The sequence below is a fragment of the Actinoplanes sp. NPDC051475 genome, from assembly GCF_040689425.1.
GTDB lineage: Bacteria > Actinomycetota > Actinomycetes > Mycobacteriales > Micromonosporaceae > Actinoplanes.
Genome location: NZ_JBFAZZ010000001.1, coordinates 890,638 through 908,044 on the forward strand (window position 1 = coordinate 890,638; position 17,407 = coordinate 908,044).

General features: G+C 72.9%; 19 protein-coding genes. 15 read left to right on the top strand and 4 right to left on the bottom strand.

Features of this window, described 5'->3' with window-relative positions; all coding sequences use genetic code 11:
* Window positions 1-87: 87 nt before the first annotated feature.
* The 10 genes from AB0368_RS04145 to recQ all read left to right on the top strand — a co-directional run bounded on the left by AB0368_RS04145 (window position 88) and on the right by recQ (window position 10,738).
* Window positions 88-1,071 (top strand): dehydrogenase, encoded by a 984-nt coding sequence (locus AB0368_RS04145; protein WP_366152290.1) that lies wholly within the window; start codon window positions 88-90, stop codon window positions 1,069-1,071.
* Window positions 1,072-1,470: a 6-carboxytetrahydropterin synthase gene (locus AB0368_RS04150; protein WP_366152291.1), complete on the top strand. Its 399-nt coding sequence runs from the start codon at window positions 1,072-1,074 to the stop codon at window positions 1,468-1,470. It begins immediately after the preceding gene.
* Window positions 1,467-2,504 (top strand): glycosyltransferase family 4 protein, encoded by a 1,038-nt coding sequence (locus tag AB0368_RS04155; RefSeq protein ID WP_366152292.1) that lies wholly within the window; start codon window positions 1,467-1,469, stop codon window positions 2,502-2,504. The genes AB0368_RS04150 and AB0368_RS04155 overlap by 4 nt, the downstream gene beginning before the upstream one ends.
* Entirely contained in the window at window positions 2,501-3,298 is a 798-nt protein-coding gene (locus AB0368_RS04160; protein WP_366152293.1) for a class I SAM-dependent methyltransferase, read from the top strand. The genes AB0368_RS04155 and AB0368_RS04160 overlap by 4 nt, the downstream gene beginning before the upstream one ends.
* A 61-nt stretch (window positions 3,299-3,359) precedes the next feature.
* Window positions 3,360-4,427: a lysylphosphatidylglycerol synthase transmembrane domain-containing protein gene (locus AB0368_RS04165; RefSeq protein ID WP_366152294.1), complete on the top strand. Its 1,068-nt coding sequence runs from the start codon at window positions 3,360-3,362 to the stop codon at window positions 4,425-4,427.
* A gap of 40 nt (window positions 4,428-4,467) precedes the next feature.
* The gene (locus AB0368_RS04170) at window positions 4,468-5,169 is read left to right on the top strand and encodes a dihydrofolate reductase family protein (protein ID WP_366152295.1); all 702 of its coding nucleotides are present in this window, start codon (window positions 4,468-4,470) and stop codon (window positions 5,167-5,169) included.
* On the top strand, window positions 5,169-5,810 hold the full coding sequence (gene ribA, locus AB0368_RS04175; RefSeq protein WP_366152296.1) for a GTP cyclohydrolase II: 642 nt from the start codon (window positions 5,169-5,171) through the stop codon (window positions 5,808-5,810). Before AB0368_RS04170 ends, ribA begins: the two co-directional genes overlap by 1 nt.
* 105 nt (window positions 5,811-5,915) lie before the next feature.
* Window positions 5,916-7,928, top strand: a complete 2,013-nt coding sequence (locus tag AB0368_RS04180; protein WP_366152297.1) for a SpoIIE family protein phosphatase — start codon at window positions 5,916-5,918, stop codon at window positions 7,926-7,928.
* Complete coding sequence (locus AB0368_RS04185; RefSeq protein ID WP_366152298.1) at window positions 7,925-8,524, top strand: DsbA family protein; 600 nt, start codon at window positions 7,925-7,927, stop codon at window positions 8,522-8,524. The genes AB0368_RS04180 and AB0368_RS04185 overlap by 4 nt, the downstream gene beginning before the upstream one ends.
* Window positions 8,525-8,896: 372 nt before the next feature.
* A complete protein-coding gene (gene recQ / locus AB0368_RS04190; RefSeq protein ID WP_366152299.1) occupies window positions 8,897-10,738 on the top strand; it encodes a DNA helicase RecQ in 1,842 nt (613 codons plus the stop codon).
* 80 nt (window positions 10,739-10,818) lie between these two features.
* On the opposite strand, the gene AB0368_RS04195 is transcribed toward recQ, so the two are convergent.
* Together AB0368_RS04195 and AB0368_RS04200 are read right to left on the bottom strand one after the other, a co-directional pair.
* Entirely contained in the window at window positions 10,819-11,079 is a 261-nt protein-coding gene (locus AB0368_RS04195; RefSeq protein ID WP_366152300.1) for a hypothetical protein, read from the bottom strand.
* Window positions 11,076-12,041 (bottom strand): aminoglycoside phosphotransferase family protein, encoded by a 966-nt coding sequence (locus AB0368_RS04200; protein WP_366152301.1) that lies wholly within the window; start codon window positions 12,039-12,041, stop codon window positions 11,076-11,078. The genes AB0368_RS04195 and AB0368_RS04200 overlap by 4 nt, the downstream gene beginning before the upstream one ends.
* A gap of 97 nt (window positions 12,042-12,138) precedes the next feature.
* Between AB0368_RS04200 and AB0368_RS04205 the strand changes: the two genes are divergently transcribed.
* The 5 genes from AB0368_RS04205 (at window position 12,139) to AB0368_RS04225 (ending at window position 15,510) form a co-directional block, all read left to right on the top strand.
* The gene (locus tag AB0368_RS04205) at window positions 12,139-12,501 is read left to right on the top strand and encodes a nuclear transport factor 2 family protein (protein ID WP_366152302.1); all 363 of its coding nucleotides are present in this window, start codon (window positions 12,139-12,141) and stop codon (window positions 12,499-12,501) included.
* 161 nt (window positions 12,502-12,662) lie between these two features.
* On the top strand, window positions 12,663-12,971 hold the full coding sequence (locus AB0368_RS04210) for a hypothetical protein (protein WP_366152303.1): 309 nt from the start codon (window positions 12,663-12,665) through the stop codon (window positions 12,969-12,971).
* Window positions 12,968-13,252 carry a hypothetical protein gene (locus tag AB0368_RS04215; RefSeq protein WP_366152304.1) on the top strand — a complete coding sequence of 95 codons (285 nt, stop codon included), beginning with the start codon at window positions 12,968-12,970 and terminating at the stop codon, window positions 13,250-13,252. Before AB0368_RS04210 ends, AB0368_RS04215 begins: the two co-directional genes overlap by 4 nt.
* A gap of 100 nt (window positions 13,253-13,352) precedes the next feature.
* Complete coding sequence (locus AB0368_RS04220) at window positions 13,353-14,585, top strand: HDOD domain-containing protein (RefSeq protein WP_366152388.1); 1,233 nt, start codon at window positions 13,353-13,355, stop codon at window positions 14,583-14,585.
* Window positions 14,586-14,625: 40 nt separating this feature from the next.
* Window positions 14,626-15,510, top strand: a complete 885-nt coding sequence (locus tag AB0368_RS04225) for a glutathione S-transferase C-terminal domain-containing protein (protein WP_366152305.1) — start codon at window positions 14,626-14,628, stop codon at window positions 15,508-15,510.
* Here the strand turns inward: AB0368_RS04225 and AB0368_RS04230 are convergent.
* Both AB0368_RS04230 and AB0368_RS04235 read right to left on the bottom strand, forming a co-directional pair.
* Entirely contained in the window at window positions 15,458-16,150 is a 693-nt protein-coding gene (locus tag AB0368_RS04230) for a TMEM175 family protein (RefSeq protein ID WP_366152306.1), read from the bottom strand. The two genes, AB0368_RS04225 and AB0368_RS04230, sit on opposite strands and share 53 nt — an antisense overlap.
* An 18-nt stretch (window positions 16,151-16,168) precedes the next feature.
* Window positions 16,169-17,392 (bottom strand): sigma-70 family RNA polymerase sigma factor, encoded by a 1,224-nt coding sequence (locus AB0368_RS04235; protein WP_366152307.1) that lies wholly within the window; start codon window positions 17,390-17,392, stop codon window positions 16,169-16,171.
* Between the last annotated feature and the right edge of the window lie 15 nt (window positions 17,393-17,407).

Consider the following 17,407-nt stretch of genomic DNA (forward strand, 5'->3'; position numbering starts at 1 on the left):
ATCGGGTCCCGCGTATGGTTGCCGCAGTCCACCCGTGAACACGCGCTATCGCCAAGTTCGGTTCACCGTCCGAGGAGAATCCACCCCATGACACGTACGGCCCAGGCGTTCTGGCTGGCCACGCCGGGCGAAGGCGAGATCCGGGAGGTGGCGCTGCCGGATCCCGGCCCGGACGAGGTGCTGGTTCGCACGCTGCACTCCGGGGTGAGCCGGGGCACGGAGACGCTCGTGTTCCGCGGCGGCGTTCCGGAGAGCCAGCACGCGGCCATGCGCGCCCCGTTCCAGGAGGGCGACTTCCCCGCCCCGGTCAAGTACGGCTACCTCAGCGTCGGCGTCGTCGAACAGGGCCCGGCACACCTGGTCGGCCGCACGGTGTTCTGCCTGTACCCGCACCAGACCCACTATGTCGTACCGGTGGAGGCGGTCACCGTCGTGCCGGCGTCCGTACCGCCGTCGCGGGCCGTGCTCGCCGGCACGGTGGAGACCGCCCTGAACGCGTTGTGGGACGCGGCACCCCTGGTCGGCGACCGGATCGCCGTGGTCGGCGCCGGCATGGTGGGCGCGAGCGTCGCCGCGATCCTGTCCCGCTTCCCTGCCGCGAAGGTGCAGCTCGTGGACGCCGACCCGGCACGCGCCGGGGTCGCCCGGGCGCTGGGTGTGGAGTTCACGCTGCCGGCTGACGCCACCGGCGACTGCGACCTGGTCGTGCACGCCAGCGCCACCTCGGCCGGCCTGACCCGCTCGCTCGAGCTCCTGGCCGCCGAGGGTACGGTCATCGAGCTCAGCTGGTACGGCGACCGCCAGGTGGGCGTACCCCTCGGTGAGTTCTTCCACTCCCGACGCCTGACGATCCGCAGCAGCCAGGTCGGCGGCATCGCCCCGGCCCGGCGCGGGCGCCGCTCGTACGCCGACCGCCTGGCCGTCGCCCTCGACCTGCTCGCCGACCCGGTGTTCGACACGCTGCTCACCGGCGAGTCGGACTTCGCGGAGCTGCCCTCGGTCCTGCCCCGGCTGGCCGGCGGGGAGCTGGCCGCGATGTGCCACCTCATCACCTATCCGACTGGAGAGTGAATGTTCAGCGTCACCGTCCGTGATCACATCATGATCGCCCACAGCTTCTCCGGCGAGGTCTTCGGACCGGCCCAGAAGCTGCACGGCGCGACGTTCGTCGTGGACGCGACGTTCAAGCGTCCCGAGCTGGACGCGGACAACATCGTGGTCGACATCGGCCTGGCGAGCCAGGAGCTGCACGCCATCTGCGGCGCCCTGAGCTACCGCAACCTCGACGACGAGGCGGACTTCCGGGGCGTCAACACGTCCACGGAGTTCCTCGCCAAGGTCATCGCCGACCGGCTGGCGGGCAAGGCCGCGAACGGCGAGCTCGGCGCCGGTGCGAGCGGGCTCACCGGAATCGCCGTGACCCTGCACGAGTCGCACATCGCGTGGGCGAGCTACGAGCGGGACCTGTGACCGATCCGCTCCATGTGGTGCTGCCGGGCGACATCGACGACCCGGCAGCGCCCAGCGGCGGCAACACGTACGACCGCCGGGTCCTGACCGGCCTGGCCGCGACCCGCGAGGTGCACGAGATCGCGGTCGCGGCGCCGTGGCCGTACCCGTCCGCGCGGGACGCCGCCCGCCTCGCCGACGAGCTGGCGGCACTGCCGGACGGCGCCACGGCCCTGCTGGACGGACTCGTCGCCTGCGCGGTTCCGGAGGTCGTCGAGGCCGAGGCCGATCGGCTGGACCTGGTCGTGCTGGTGCACCTGCCCCTCGGCGACGAGACCGGAGCCGCGCCGGAGCTGCCCGGCCGGGAGCGCCGGACCCTGCACGCGGCCCGTGCCGTGGTGGCGACCAGCACAGGGGCCGCCAGGCGGATCGAGACCCTGCACGACCTGCCGGCCGGCAGCGTGCACGTGGCCCCTCCGGGCGTGGACCCCGCACCGCTGGCCACCGGCGGCGTGACCGGCGGCCGGCTGCTGTGCGTGGCCGCGGTGACGCCGCGCAAGGCCCAGGATGTCCTGGCCGAGGCGCTGCGCACCCTCGACGACCTCGACGTCGCATGCGTCTGCGTGGGCGCGCTGGATCGGGAACCCGATTTCACCGCCCGGGTACGGGCCCTCGCCGGCGACCGGATCCACTTCGCGGGCACCAGGACCGGCGCCGCGCTGGAGAGCTCCTACGCCGCCGCCGACCTGCTGGTGCTCCCGTCGCGTGCGGAGACGTACGGGATGGTCGTCACCGAGGCCCTGGCGCGCGGCATCCCGGTGCTGGGCACCACCGTCGAGGGCGTACCCGAGGCGATCGGGCAGGCTCCGGACGGCACGGTGCCGGGTGGGCTGGTGCCGCCCGGCGACGTACAGTCCCTGGCCACGGCCCTGCGGAGGTGGCTGACCGACGCCGGCCTGCGCCGGTCGTGGCGGGCCGCCGCCCGCGCGCGCCGGGCCGGCCTGCGCGGCTGGGACGAGACGACACGACGATTGAGTGAGGTACTTCACCCATGACCGGAGAGTTCAGCACCGACTGGCTGGGCCTGCGCGAGCCGGCCGACGCCGCCGCCCGCTCCACCGACCTGCCCGGCATGCTCCGGACCGGCGGGACCCTGGTGGTCCGCGACCTCGGGTGCGGCACCGGATCGATGGCGCGGTGGCTCGCTCCCCGGCTGCCCGGCCCGCAACGGTGGATCCTGCAGGACCGGGACCCGGCGCTGCTCGCCCACGCCGCCGCGCACGTGCCGGACGCCGCCGGCGACGGCAGCTCGGTCACCGTGGAGACCGTCGAGGGTGATGTGACCACGCTCACCGCGGCGGACCTCTCCGGGGTGTCGCTGGTCACCTGCTCCGCTCTGCTCGACCTGTTCACCGCCGATGAGGTCACCGCGCTCGCCGACGTCTGCGTCGCGGCCGGCACGCCCGTCCTCTTCACCCTCTCCGTGGACGGCGAGGTGACCTTCGACCCGCCGCACCCGCTGGACGCCGCCGTGGCCGCCGCCTTCAACGAGCACCAGCGCCGCGAGACCGGCGGCCGGTGGCTGCTGGGGCCGGAGGCGGTCGGCGCCGCCGCGGAGGCCTTCGCCAAGGCGGGGGCCGCGGTGACGACCCGGCCGAGCCCGTGGCGGCTCGGCGCGGAGCACGCGGAGCTGACCGCCGAATGGCTGCGCGGCTGGGTGGGAGCGGCCGCCGATCAGCGCCCTGACCTGGCCACCGACGAGTATCTGGCGGCCCGGCTCGAGGCGGCCGCCGCCGGGACGCTGAAGGTCACGGTCGGACATCAAGATCTTTTCGCGCAGAAAGACTGAACCGCCTCGTGGCAGCCGGACGTATTAGTCGCAGGAAGGGTCACGCGGAGGGGGCTGGGGAATGAACCGATCGATCTGGGCGTGGGTGCGGCTGCTAGGCGGGGTGGGGATCCTCGCCGTGCTGTTCTGGCGCCTGGGCACCGGCGCGTTCCTCGACGGGCTGCGCGTCATCGACGCCGGCACGCTCGGCGCCGCGTTCGCGATCGGCGTGGCCACCACCGTGCTCTGCGCCTGGCGCTGGTGCCTGGTGGCCCGCGGCCTCGGCCTGCGGCTCTCGCTGCGCACCGCGGTCGCCGATTACTACAAGGCGCTGTTCATCAACGCGGCCCTGCCGGGCGGGGTGCTCGGCGACGTCGACCGCGCGGTGCAGCACGGCCGGGAAGAGGGCGACGTCGGCCGCAGCGTGCGGGCCGTGGTGCTCGAACGTACGGCGGGGCAGATCGTGCTGCTCTCGGTGGGTCTGACGGTGCTGCTGACCGTACCGTCGCCGGTTCTGACGCAGCTGCGGGCGCACGGCGCGGATGTCGCGGTCGCGGCCGGGACCCTCGCGGTCGCCGCGGTCGTGCTGGTCATCGCCGTGGGCCGGCTGCGCAGCGGCGCGTCGAGGTGGGCCCGCGCGGCCCGGACCGCGGTCGCCGAGATCCGGGCCGGCCTGCTCGCGCGCCGCAACTGGCCGGGCATCGTGCTCGCCTCCACCGCCGTCCTGGCCGGGCACCTGGCGACGTTCGTGGTGGCGGCGCGGGCGGCCGGCTCCCAGGCGTCGCTGCTGCGCCTCGCCCCGCTGATGCTGCTGGCGCTGCTGGCGATGGCGCTGCCGCTGAACGTCGGCGGCTGGGGACCCCGCGAGGGCGTGACCGCCTGGGCGTTCGGCGCGGCCGGGCTCAGCGCCGCTCAGGGCCTCACGATCGCCGTGGTCTACGGACTGTTCGCCTTCGTCGCCGCGCTGCCGGGTCTGGCCGTGATCCTGAGCCGGGCCGTCGCCCGGCGCCGGGCGACGGCCCGGGTCGGGATCACGGTCCAGCCGCAGGTCACGGGGTCCGGGCGGTCCGCGGCGGCGGTCCTGGAGATCCTGCCGGTCCGTCCCGGAACCGCGGCGCCGGTGCGGGAGCTGGTCGGCAGCGGTGCCTGACGGTCATGCCGCCGTCCTCCGCTCGCACTATGTTGGGGCGGTGGAAGATCGGCCGTACGTGCTGCTGAGTTGTGGCATGTCCATCGACGGATACGTCGACAGCGCGGACGACCAGCGGCTGCTGCTGTCCAACGACGCGGACTTCGACCGCGTCGACGAGGTCCGGGCCGGCAGCGACGCGATCATGGTCGGCGCGGGCACGGTGCGCCAGGACAACCCGCGGCTGCTGGTGCGCGACGAGGCCCGGCGGCGCGCCCGCGTCGCCCGGGGGCAGCGGCCCGACCCGGTCAAGGTGACCGTCACCGGCAGCTGTGACCTCGACCCGCAGGCGCGGTTCTTCACCCTCGGCGAGGCCGAGAAGCTCGTCTACTGCGCCGGCCGGTCGGTGGCCTCGGCCCGCAGCAAGCTCGGCGGCCTCGCCACCGTGATCGACGCCGGCGACCCGGTGGATCTGGTACGGGTGACCGCCGACCTGGCCCGCCGCGGCATCAGGCGGCTGATGGTCGAGGGCGGCGGCACCGTCCACACGCAGTTCCTGACCGCCGGTCTCGCGGACGAGCTGCAGCTGGTGATCGCACCGTTCTTCGTGGGCGACTCCAAGGCGCCCCGCTTCGTCGGCGACGGCGAGTTCCCGTGGGGCCCGCAACGCCGCGCCGACCTCATCGAGGTGCGCCAGATCGGCGACGTGGTGCTGCTGCGCTACGCGCTCTCCGGCCGGTGCACGATCAGGGAGGGGAATTGATGGTGGAAGCGTCGGGAGACACTCCGCAAGCTTCGGTACGGACCCGCGTGACCGTCCCCCTGCGTTTCGCCGACGGGTACACGACGACCGCACGCGTCCTGACCTTCGACGGCCTCGTCGACGGCCGGGAGCACATCGCGCTCGGTCTCGGCGACTGGGAGCGGGCGATCGGCGACGTCCCCCTGGTGCGCCCGCACAGCGAATGCCTCACCGGCGACGTCTTCGGCAGCCAGCGGTGCGACTGCGGCCCACAGCTGCGCGAGGCGGTCGAGCGCATCACCGTCAGCGGCGGGCTGCTGCTCTACCTGCGCCAGGAGGGTCGCGGCATCGGCCTGTACGCGAAGCTCGACGCGTACGCGCTGCAGGAGGCGGGCCTGGACACGTACGAGGCCAACGTGGCGCTGGGCCGCGGCGAGGACGAGCGCGACTACACCGCGGCGGCGCAGATGCTGCTGGCCCTCGGGGCGGACAAGATCCGGCTGCTGAGCAACAACCCCGACAAGGCCACCCAGCTGCAGGCCTGCGGGGTGGAGGTCAAGGAGCGGATCCCGACGGGGGTGCACCTGTCCGCCGCCAACCTGCGCTATCTCGCGACGAAGGCCACGCACACGGCGCACACCCTCGACATCCCCGGGCTGTGATCGTCCCGCCGGGCGGCCCGTGGCGGTGAATCCGGCCGCCACGCCGTGCGGGCGGGGCGCCGGCGCACGATGATGGCACGGGGCCGACGGAAAGCGCGGGGTGGGATGGGCGAGGAGCAGGCCGGCGATCCGGAGGTGATCATCTCCGCCGCCGAGCAGATGCCGTTCATCGTCATCGTCTGCGAGGGCCCCGACCTGCGGATCGCCTACGTCAACGCGACGACCCGGGTGCTGCTCGGCGGCCGCGAGGCGGTGGGCCTGCCGCTCGGCGAGGCGCTCGCGGACGTCAGCGGCCAGCAGTGGCTCGAGATGTACGCCGGCGTCTACGCCTCCGGCACCCCGGTCGCCGGGGCCGAGTGGCGGGCGACGCTGGCCCAGCCCGACGGCTCATTGCTGGAGATGTACGCCACCTTCACCATCTCCCCCTGGCGCCGGGAGGACGGCACGATCCGGGGCGTCATCGGCGCGGGCTTCGACGTGACGGACTCCGTACGGGCCCGGCTCGCCGCCGAGAGCCGGACGGCGGAGCTGCAGGAGCGCTACGACCAGACCCGCGACGTCATCACCGCCCTCCAGCGCGAGCTGTTGCCCGGCGGGCTCCCGGTGCTGCCCGGTGCCCAGATCTCGGCCAGCTACCTGCTCGCGGACAGCGACCGGGCGGCCGGCGGCGACTGGTTCGACGCCGTGGTCCGCGCCGACGGGACGGTGGGGCTGGTGGTGGGCGACGTGGTCGGGCACGGCGTCACCGCCTCCGGCGTGATGGGTCAGCTGCGGGCGGTGCTGTGCGACCGGCTCGACGACGGCGCGGACATCGGCGAGGCGCTGGCCGCGGCCGACCGGTTCGCCCGGCGGCTGCCGGCGGCCCACGCCACCACGGTCTGCCTGGCGCTGCTCGACCCGGCGGACGGCACGCTCAGCTACTGCACGGCGGGGCACCCCGCGCCACTCGTGGTCGCCGCGGACGGCGGCACCCGCTTCCTGCCCACGACCGGTGGTGCGCCGCTCGGCACCGGCGGCGGCTTCCCCGTCCGCACCGGCCACCTCGGCCTCGGTGACCTGCTGCTGCTCTACAGCGACGGCATCCTCGAGCGCCCCGGCGTCCCTGCGGCGGACAGCGCCGGGGAGCTGGCGCGTACGGCCGCCACCGCCGCGGCAGGGCGGGCGCTGCACGCCCCGGGAACCACCGCGGCCGAGCGCGTGTGCACCCAGACGGTGGAGCTGATGGTGCGCGTCACCGGGCACAGCGACGACATCACCCTGCTGGCCGCGCACCGCGTCACCGCCCCGCCCGAGCTGGATCTCGAGCTGCCCGCCGAGCTCTCCTCGCTGCGGACCTCCCGGGTGGCGCTGGCCGGCTGGCTGGCCACGGTGGGGGCGACCGCCGAGGACGCCTTCGTCCTCCAGCACGCGCTGGGCGAGCTCATCACCAACGCGATCGAGCACGGCTACGACGGCGTGCCCGGCAAGGACGTCGTCCGGCTGGCCGTACGCCTCGCCCCCGACGGACAGGTCGAGGCGGAGGTGACCGACCACGGGAGCTGGCGCGTACCGGCCCGGCAGTCGCTGCGCGGGCGCGGCCTGGCCCTGACCGGTCAGCTCGTCGGCACTCTGCGGGTCGCGCCGGGCCCGGAGGGAACGGCGGCGACGATCCGGCACCCGCTGCTGCGCCCGGCACAGTCGCCCGGCCGCCCGGACCAGCCCGCCCTCGCGTCCGCGGACGGGGAGCCGCTGCGCATCGACGAGGTGACCGGGACGGAGGTCCGGGTCAGCGGCACGCTCGACGCCGCCGGCGCCGTGCGGCTCCGGCAGGAGCTGCTGCACCGCACGCGCGGCGGGCACTTGCCGCTCAGCGTCGACCTCACCGGCGTGACCCATCTGGCCAGCGCCGGCGTCTCGGCCCTGCACCACGTGGCCGAACAACACCGCGAGCAGGGCGGGGAGCTCGACCTGCACGCGGCCCGGGCCAGTCCGGCGCAGGCGGTGCTCGAGCTGGTCGCGCTGCCGCACCGGGTGGATCAGCCGCGCGCCTCCTTACCGGGAGCTGCGACCGACGCCACACCGGGATCCGCCGCTTCGCGGGGCGGGGACGCGGGCCCGGCGCCTATCGTCGGAGCATGACGACTGTCGACTTCTACTTCGATCCGGCGTGCCCGTTCGCCTGGATCACCTCCCGCTGGATCCTCGAGGTCGAGCAGCAGCGTGACCTGGACCTGCGCTGGCACGTGATGAGCCTCTACGTGCTCAACGAGAACCGCGAGCTCCCGGAGTGGTACAGGGAGCTCGTCGACCGCTCGCTGGGCACGGTACGGGTGGTCACCGCCGCCGCGCAGCAGCACGGCGACCAGATCCTCGCGCCGCTTTACACCGCGCTCGGCACCCGCATCCACAACCAGGACAACAAGGACTTCGAGGCGGTCGTCCGCGAAGCGCTGGCCGAGGTGGGCCTGCCGGCCGAGCTGGCCGCGGCGGCGCAGACCGACGAGTACGACGCCGCCCTGCGCAAGAGCCACCACGAGGGCATGGACCCGGTCGGCGACGACGTCGGCACGCCCACCATCCACATCGACGGCGTCGCGTTCTTCGGGCCGGTGCTCAGCAGCATCCCGCGCGGCGAGCAGGCGGCGCGCATCTTCGACGGCGCGGTGGCGCTGGCGAGCTACCCCGACTTCTTCGAGCTGAAGCGCACCCGCTCGGGCGGCCTGAACTTCGACTGATCAGGACCGGAAGTCCCAGAAACCGCACTGGTGCTCGGCGACGTAGCGTGCGTCGCCGATCTGGACGCTGCGCCCGCCCGCACGCAGCGACCGGTAGCCCCGGCCGGCGCTCGGAACGGCCGACTCACCGCCGACCGTGACCCGCCCCGGGTCGCCGCCGAACGCCGGCGCGACCTCCGTGCACGATGCCCTCGTCGGTGCGGAGCAGTCGCGTGAGGAGCAGCCGCCCCCCGGACCTCGACGGATGTCAATGCAAGAGGGCCGATGTTTCCGGTCGGCGTCGCATCGCCTGATCGGCCTGCTCCTGGCGCTCCCGGACGCGTTGTCCACAGGCCCCGGCCCGGCCACGGGCGGAGTCACTAAACTCGCGGGGTGACTTCCGCTCCCCCACTCGCCGGCCCCGCCTTCGACGTGCTCAGCCGGGTCTTCGGCTACTCCGACTTCCGGGGCGGGCAGCGCGAGATCATCGAGCACGTCATCGACGGCGGCGACGCGCTGGTGCTCATGCCCACCGGCGGCGGCAAGTCGCTCTGCTACCAGATCCCTGCCCTGGTGCGGGACGGCACCGGGGTGGTGATCTCCCCGCTGATCGCGCTCATGCAGGACCAGGTCGACGCGCTGCGCACCCTCGGCGTGCGGGCCGGATTCCTCAACTCGACCCAGAATCCCGACGAACGCCGGCTCACCGAGCACCTGTTCGTCTCGGGCGAGCTCGACCTGCTCTACGTCGCCCCCGAGGGGCTGGGCGTCGGGGCCACCCAGCGGCTGCTCGACCGCGGCCGGATCGCCCTTTTCGCGATCGACGAGGCGCACTGCGTCTCGCAGTGGGGCCACGACTTCCGGCCCGACTACCTCAACCTGTCGATGCTGCACGAGCGCTGGCCCGACGTGCCGCGCATTGCCCTGACGGCGACGGCGACCAGCGCCACCCGCGAGGAGATCGCGTCGCGGCTCGACCTGACCGGCGCCCGACACTTCACCGCCAGCTTCGACCGCCCCAACATCCAGTACCGCATCGTCGGCAAGAACGAGCCCCGCCGCCAGCTGCTCGACCTGCTGCGCACCGAGCACCCCGGCGACGCGGGCATCGTGTACTGCCTGTCGCGGGCCTCTGTGGACAAGACCGCCGAGTTCCTCACCCAGAACGGCGTCACCGCCCTGCCGTACCACGCCGGCCTCGACGCGGGCACCCGAGCCACCAACCAGAGCCGGTTCCTGCGCGAGGACGGCCTGGTCATGGTGGCCACCATCGCCTTCGGCATGGGCATCGACAAGCCCGACGTGCGGTTCGTGGCCCACCTCGACCTGCCCAAATCGGTCGAGGGCTACTACCAGGAGACCGGCCGCGCCGGGCGCGACGGACTGCCGTCGACCGCCTGGCTGGCGTACGGGCTGCAGGACGTCGTCCAGCAACGCAAGATGATCGAGACCTCGGACGGCGACCTGGCGCACCGCCGCAACCTCGCCGCCCACCTCGAGGCGATGCTGGCCCTCTGCGAAACGGTCCAGTGCCGGCGTGCCCAGCTGCTCGCCTACTTCGGCCAGGCCGCCGACCCGCAGTGCGGCAACTGCGACACGTGCCTGACCCCGCCGGAGTCCTGGGACGGCACCGTCGCCGCCCAGAAACTGCTGTCCACGGTGCTGCGCCTGCAACGCGAACGCGGCCAGAAGTTCGGCGCGGGCCAGTCGATCGACATCCTCCTCGGCAAGACCACCGAGAAAGTGCTCCAGTTCCGCCACCACGAGCTCTCGGTCTTCGGCATCGGCACCGACCTCCGCGACCAGGAATGGCGCGGCGTGGTCCGCCAGCTCCTGGCCCAGGGCCTGCTCGCGGTCGAAGGCGACTACGGCACCCTCACCCTCACCGACGCCAGCAGCGCGGTCCTGCGCAAGGAACACCAGGTCATGCTGCGCCGCGAGCCCGAACGAACCCGCACCCCCCGGGCCCGCCGCGCCACCTCCGCGGCAGTCGCCCCCGCACCCGACCTCGACCCGGCCGCCGCCGAGGCCTTCGAACGGCTCCGAGCCTGGCGCGCATCGGCGGCCCGCGAGGCCGGCGTCCCGGCGTACGTCATCTTCCACGACGCCACCCTCCGCCAGATCGCGGCACTGCGGCCGGGCTCGCTGGCCGAACTGTCGGCGGTGGGCGGGGTCGGCGAGAACAAACTGGCCAAGTACGGTCAGCAGGTGCTGGAGACCCTCGCCTCCGCGTGACCGGCCCTGATCGCCGATGATCTCAGCTCGCTGCCACCTGCTCGAAGCGTCCGCACCCGGTGGTCACCGGCGAGAAGCGATCAGTCCATCAGGCCGGACTCCACCAGCTGCGCGATCAGCTGCTGAATCGCGGAGGCGCACCGGCCGGCGTCCGCGGCGGTGAACCACGCCACCTCAGCGATCTCGCCGGTGGCTGTCGGCGACGCGGCGCTCGGGCCGGTGAAGCAGACGAGCCGAACGGAGGTACCCGGCCGGCCGTGTGCGGCGGTAGCGATCTCCGTGAAGAGCGTGAGATCGTCCGGTCGCACCTCGGCACTGGTTCGGGCGGACGGGGACCTCACCCGGCGATCTTGAGGGCCGAGCGCACCACGTCCGGACCGTCGAGCAGGCGGCGCAGCGCCGCGAAGGCCGCAGCCGGGTTGCCGGCGTCGGTCAGCGTCCGGCGCAGCGCGAACGCCAGCTGGGAGAGCCACAACCGAGGCACCAGATCCGGTACGGACACCAGCGCCGGGTACGCCTCCGCCAGCCGGGCCAGCACCGTGTCCAGGTCCGGCGTCAGCGGGAGCCCGTCCGGGCCGGTGCGCAGCAGCGCCTCGAGGTCGGCGTCGGGTGGGCCCAGGCGTACCCATTCGAAGTCGAGCAGGGACACCGAGCCTTCGTGCCAGAGGGCGTTGCCGAGGTGCACGTCGCCGTGGATGCAGCCGTTGCGTTGCTGGCCGGCGTCGAACGGGTCGTGCCGGGCCAGGTCGCGGAGGCGGTCGGTCAGCGCGTCGATGATGCCGGGATCGCCGCCCGGCAGCGCTCGGGCCGGGGCGAGAAGGCGGACCAGGCGGGCGTACGGCAGTGGGTTGATGTCGGAGCCGATCACCTCGGACGGGGTGGGATCCGGGCCGGGCCGGGGCACGCCGAGGAGGGCGCGGACGGCGGCCGGCAGAGGGAAGGCGTGCAGGGCGGCGAGGCAGGTCCCGAGCTGGGCGATGGCGTCGTCCCGCCGGCTCGGGGTGAGTGTCCCCCACACGGCCTGCAGGGGCTCACCGTCGATCGCCCGGGTGAGCTGCCATGCCAGGTCGCCGGCGCGGCCCGTGTCGAGCAGGTGCGGGGCGCGTACCTGCGGTGGCAGGACCGCCGTGACCGCCGCCTCGCGCTGGAACCGGTCGAGGTCGCCGCGCCAGCAGATGCGCAGGATGGTGTCGCCGAGGCGCCAGGTGTCGTTCGAGTCGCTCGGCAGGCGGGTGGGCTCGGCGCGGGGCAGCCGGATGAGCCGGCGGACGCGGTTCAGGCGGGCGTCCGCGGGATCGGTCACGGCCGCGACCGTAACAGCGGGTACGGGGAAATGCGGTGCCGGAGGGCCTGGAGAAATGCCATGCTGCGGCGCGCAGAAACGAGGAAAGGATCACCGTATGGATTTCGCCGCAGCACTCGAGCAGCATCTGGCCACGATCAACGACCGGGACGTCGAGGGTTTCCTGGCGACGGTGCACGACGACGTCACCGTCATCGCGCCGAACGGGCGGATGTTCGCCGGCCGGGACGAGGTCGGGTCGTTTCACCGGGAATGGTTCGGTGATCCGGACTGGACGTGGAAGCTCGAGCCGCTACGGCGCACCGAGGCCGGGAGCACGGGTGTCGCACCGTACGCCGTCACCTACGACGATCTCGACGCCGGCGGCCGTCCGTACACGATGACCTATCTTCTGACCTTGACCTTCGCCCTTGTCGGCGGGACGTGGCTGCTCCTGCATGATCAGAACACGCCTCGCTGAGGCCGATTCATCAGCATCTGGCGCTAATGATGTTCCGCATCTTTCGGTGCCGGTGGAAGGATGCGGCGCACGACACGTTGTCATTTTTCCGGCACTTCCCGTAATACGGGGTGCCTAGGGTAATGCTCCGGCTGTCCGAACAATGTCACACGGATCCGGAGGTGCCGCAGCTGTTCGATGATGACGCCGAGACGCCGTACGAAGTCTTCGTCTTCACGGACGAGACCTACGAAAATCTCCTCGCCGCCCGGGTCAATCCCCTGTCGGTCATCGAGGTCCTGCATGCTCACGGGGTGGTACGCCGTCACATCGGGCCCGCCATGCAGGTCGCCGGGCCCGATCGCAAGGGAACGTGGCTGGTGGTGGCACTGATCGAGGACAGCGATGACACGTACACGGTCGCCTCGGCCCGATACCTCGACGACGTGGAGATCGACGCGATCGCGCGGATCAAGGGAGACACCTCATGAGCAGGTTCGACGATGCCGCTGCCTCCGTCAACGACCGGGACTGGAACTCGGCGCAGCGTGACAACCGACCCCGGGCGGCCGGGGTGGTGCACGCGGTGACCATGTCCTACGAGATGACGGAACGGCTCGTCACGCTGGCGCAGCGGCGGGGCATCAGCCCGAACGACCAGATCCGGGAGATCGTCGAGGACTACCTGGACGACGGCGCCGACGAGGTGGTCAGCATCCGCCGCTCCGACCTGCACCGGGCCATCGACCTCGCTGTGAAGAACGCCACTTGACCCTCGGGCCGCCGCACCCGAAGTGCCCCTGATTTACGCCCGAGTTCGCAGAAAGCTCAACCGGGGGCCGTGGCGGCCGATCAGTGACGGCGTGAACCCCATGGTGCCGTTCCCGCTGCCGGGCACACAGCTCGTGCACGTCGGCCGGCAGCCGATCTTCGACCGGACGGGCGATGTCGTCGCGTACGAGCTGCTGTTCCGGGGCAGCATGGACGCGGTCGAGGCGGGCCGCCGGGACACGTACGCGACCAGCCAGGTCATCGTCAACACCTTCACCGAGTTCGGCATCGACGAGGTCGTCGGGGACCGCACCTGCTTCATCAACATGACGCGGGAGTTCCTGACCGGGGTGCTGACCCTGCCGTTCGGGCCCGAGCACGTAGTGCTGGAGGTGCTCGAGACGGTCGACGTGGACGACGAGGTGGTCGCCGGGGTGACCGCGCTCGCGGCCCAGGGGTACCGGATCGCGCTGGACGACTTCGTCTGGGGTTCCGGTCACGAGCGGCTGCTGCCGCTGGCCGACTTCGTCAAGCTGGACCTGCTCACGGCCGACCTCGGCCACCTGGACGAGATCGTCTCCGCGTGCCGCGCCTTCCCGGGCATCCAGATCGTCGCCGAGGGCCTGGAGACCGGCGAGCAGCTGGCGCTGAGCAACAAGTACGGCTTCGAGCTGCGCCAGGGCTACGTGCTCAGCCGCCCGCAGGTGCTGACCGCGGCCAGCCTGACCCCCTCGAAGCTGCGCCGCCTGGAGCTGATCGGCGCGCTGAGTGCCGCCGACGCCGACCTGGAGACGGTGCTCGCGATCGTCGCCCGGGACCCGGCCCTGACCATGCGGGTTCTGCGGGCCAGTAACTCCGCCGCTTCCGGCGCCTCGATCCGCGTGTCGTCCGTACGCCAGGCCGTCGTGATGCTGGGCCTGGCCCACATCCGGCAGTGGGCGATGCTGATGGTCGTCGACGACGTCGCCGAGGCGACCGAGGAGCAGATGGCGGACGCCCTGACCCGCGCCCGGCTGTGCGAGAACGTCGCCGGCGCGTTCGGCGCCAGCTCCGACGCCGCGTTCATGGCGGGCCTGATCACGGCGGTGGCCCACATGATCGGGCTGACCCCGGCGGCGATCGCCCACCAGCTGCCACTGGACGCGGAGATCACCGCGGCTCTCGAGCGCGGGACCGGCGCGCTGGGCCAGGTGCTGCGGATCGTCAACGCGTACGAGCGGGGCGATCTCGGCGAGGTGGCCGCGGCCTACGCGGGCGACGACCTCTCGGGCACGGTCATGGCGGCGATGCGGTGGTCCCGGATGGCGGTCGCGGCGACGCAGAGCGCGGCCTGAACCCCTTGCTCATCTCCTACTGAAACTATAGACTTTGCCGATGGCGAAGCTGTCGCAAGCCACCCGCCTCGCCGGGCCCGTGGACGTCGCCACCTACGGCGAGTACCGCATCCCCGACACCCCGGGACCCCTGCTGCGCTTCACCGGCCGCATCACCGCCGACGGCGACTTCACCGCCCGGCCGTTCCGCTATCACGTGTACGGCGGCTGGTTCTGTCCCTGGTCCCACCGTGTCGCCATCACCCGCGCCCTGGCCGGGCTCGAGGACATCGTGACGATGTCGTTCGTCGACGGCGAGCGCGACGGACGCGGCTGGGCCTTCCGCGACCAGTACGGCCCCGACCCGGTCAACGGCTTCACCCTGCTGCGCGAGGTGTACGAGGCGACCGAGGAGGGTTTCGACGGCCACGTCTGCGTGCCCGCGCTCTGGGACCGGGCCACAGCACGCCTGGTCAGCAACGACAGCCGCGGCATCGGCATCGACCTGGCGACCCGCTTCGGGCACCTGGCGGCGCCGGCTGTCCGCACGTACCCGGAGCACCTGCGCGAGGGGATCGAGCAGCTGGACGGGTGGCTCGGCCCGGCGGTCAACCACGGCGTCGGCGCGGCGGTGCGCCCCGGGCCCGCCCGCGATGCGCTGCTGGAGGCGTTCGAGCAGCTCGACGGCCGGCTGTCGCGCTCGCGCTACCTGCTCGGCGAGGAGCTCACCGAGGCGGACGTCCGGCTCTGGGTCACCCTGGTCCGCTACGACGTCGGCCCCAACGCCGGGCGCACCGTCAACCCCGGCCTGCACGTGTACCCGCACCTGTGGTCGTACGCCCGCGATCTGTACACGATCCCGGCCTTCCGCGACACGACCGACTTCGCGACGTTCAGCCGGCCGGGTGCGCTGCTTCCGGACTGGTCCGCCCCCGCCGACCGTTGACCACGAGGCGGCGAAACAGCGCGATAAGCACCGGTACCCCGAACCAGAAGTCGTAGGCGTACTCGGTGAAGAACGCCACCGGGATGGAGAGCAGGAACCCCAGCGCCAGGCTGCCCGTCCCGATGTACGCGTTCGCGAACATGGCGGGAGGCGTCTGCGGGCCGTACAGGTGATGCGCCTGAACCTCGCGGACCATGAGCATGAACAGGATGCCGGCGAGTGCCTGCACCGCCGCGTACAGGATGAACCGGAACTGAAAAGCGCCGTCGCCGCTGAGCACCTTGGTCGCGAAGGGCGTGACGATTTGCATGAGCAGCCAGAGCATGGTCAGCGGCACCAACCGGCCGCCGATCCGGTTGACGTGGCGGAACACGCGGTGGTGGCCGCTCCAGTGCGCGCCGATCACGACGAAGCTGATGAGGAACGCGATGTAGTCGCCGCGCTCCCCCGAGATCTCGTGCAGCACGTCGCCGTTCGTCAGGCCCTCCGGCACCGGCAGTTCCAGGGCGAGCAGGGTGATGGCGATGGCGATGACGGCGTCGCCGAAGAACGTCAGCCGTTCCGCGGCGACCGCGCTCGGGCCGGCCTCCGCGAGGTCTTCCAGGGGCAGCGCGGCACGCTGCGGTGGTACATGATCCATGGGCGCGAAGCCTAGCGGTCAGCCGCGACGGGCGCGGACCTCGGCGAGCCTCGCGCCGAGGAACGCGCGTTCCACGTCGTTGGCGGTCAGGGTCACCGCTTCCTCGTACGCGACGAGCGCCTCGTCCCAGCGTCGCAGGCGGCGCAGGAAGTCGGCGCGAGCGGCACTGAGGTAGCCGTACGTGGCGAGCGCGGGCTCGCCGAGCAGCGGTTCCAGGGCTGCCAGGCCCGCCTCGGGGCCGTCGCGCATGCCGACCGCCACCGCCCGGTTGAGCTCCACGACGGGATTGGGCCACAGCCGCCGCAGGACCTCGTAGAGGCCGCAGATCTCGGTCCAGTCGGTGTCCTGCCAGGTGGGCGCCTCGGCGTGGACCGCGGCGATGGCGGCCTGCACGGCGTACCGGGCCGGCGGGCGCCCGGAGAGCGCCTCGGTGAGCAGGGCCGTGCCCTCGGCGATCCGCCGCCGGTCCCACCGGGTGCGGTCCTGTTCCTCGAGGGGAACGAGGCGGCCGTCCGCGGCCGTCCGGGTCTCCCGCCGGGCGTCGGTGAGCAGCAGCAGGGCGAGCAGCCCGGTCACGTCGCCGTCCCCGGGCAGCAGGTCGTGCAGCATCCGGGCGAGGCGGATCGCGCTGTCGGCGAGGTCGTGCCGGGCCAGCCGGGCGCCGGCGGGCGCGGTGTGCCCGGTGGTGAAGACCAGGTGCACCACCTCGAGGACCGCGCCCACGCGCGGGGGCAGTTCCTCCGCCGCCGGGACCCGGTACGGGATCCGCGCCGCCGCGATCTTCTTCTTGGCCCGGGTGATCCGCGCGGCCATGGTGGGCTCCGGCACCAGGAACGCGCGGGCCACCTCGGCCGTCGACAGCCCGCACAGCAGCCGCAGCGTGAGCGCCACCTGTGCTTCGTGGGCCAGCGCCGGATGACAGCAGGTGAAGATCAGCCGCAGCCGGTCGTCCGGCACCGCCGGCGGCTCGCTCTCCCCCGGCCCGGCCTCGACCTCGTCGACCACGAGCAGCGGCAGGGTCCGGCGCAGCACCGTCTCGCGGCGCAGCAGGTCGGTGGCCCGGTTGCGGGCGACGGTGGTGAGCCAGGCGCCGGGGCGGTCCGGGATGCCGTCGCGCTCCCACGCCTGCACGGCCCGGGCATACGCGTCCTGGGTGCACTCCTCGGCGAGGTCGAGGTCGCGGGTGACGCGTACCGTCGCGGCGAGGACCCGGCCCCACTCGCGCCGGTACGCGTCGGCCACCGCCGCGGCGACGCC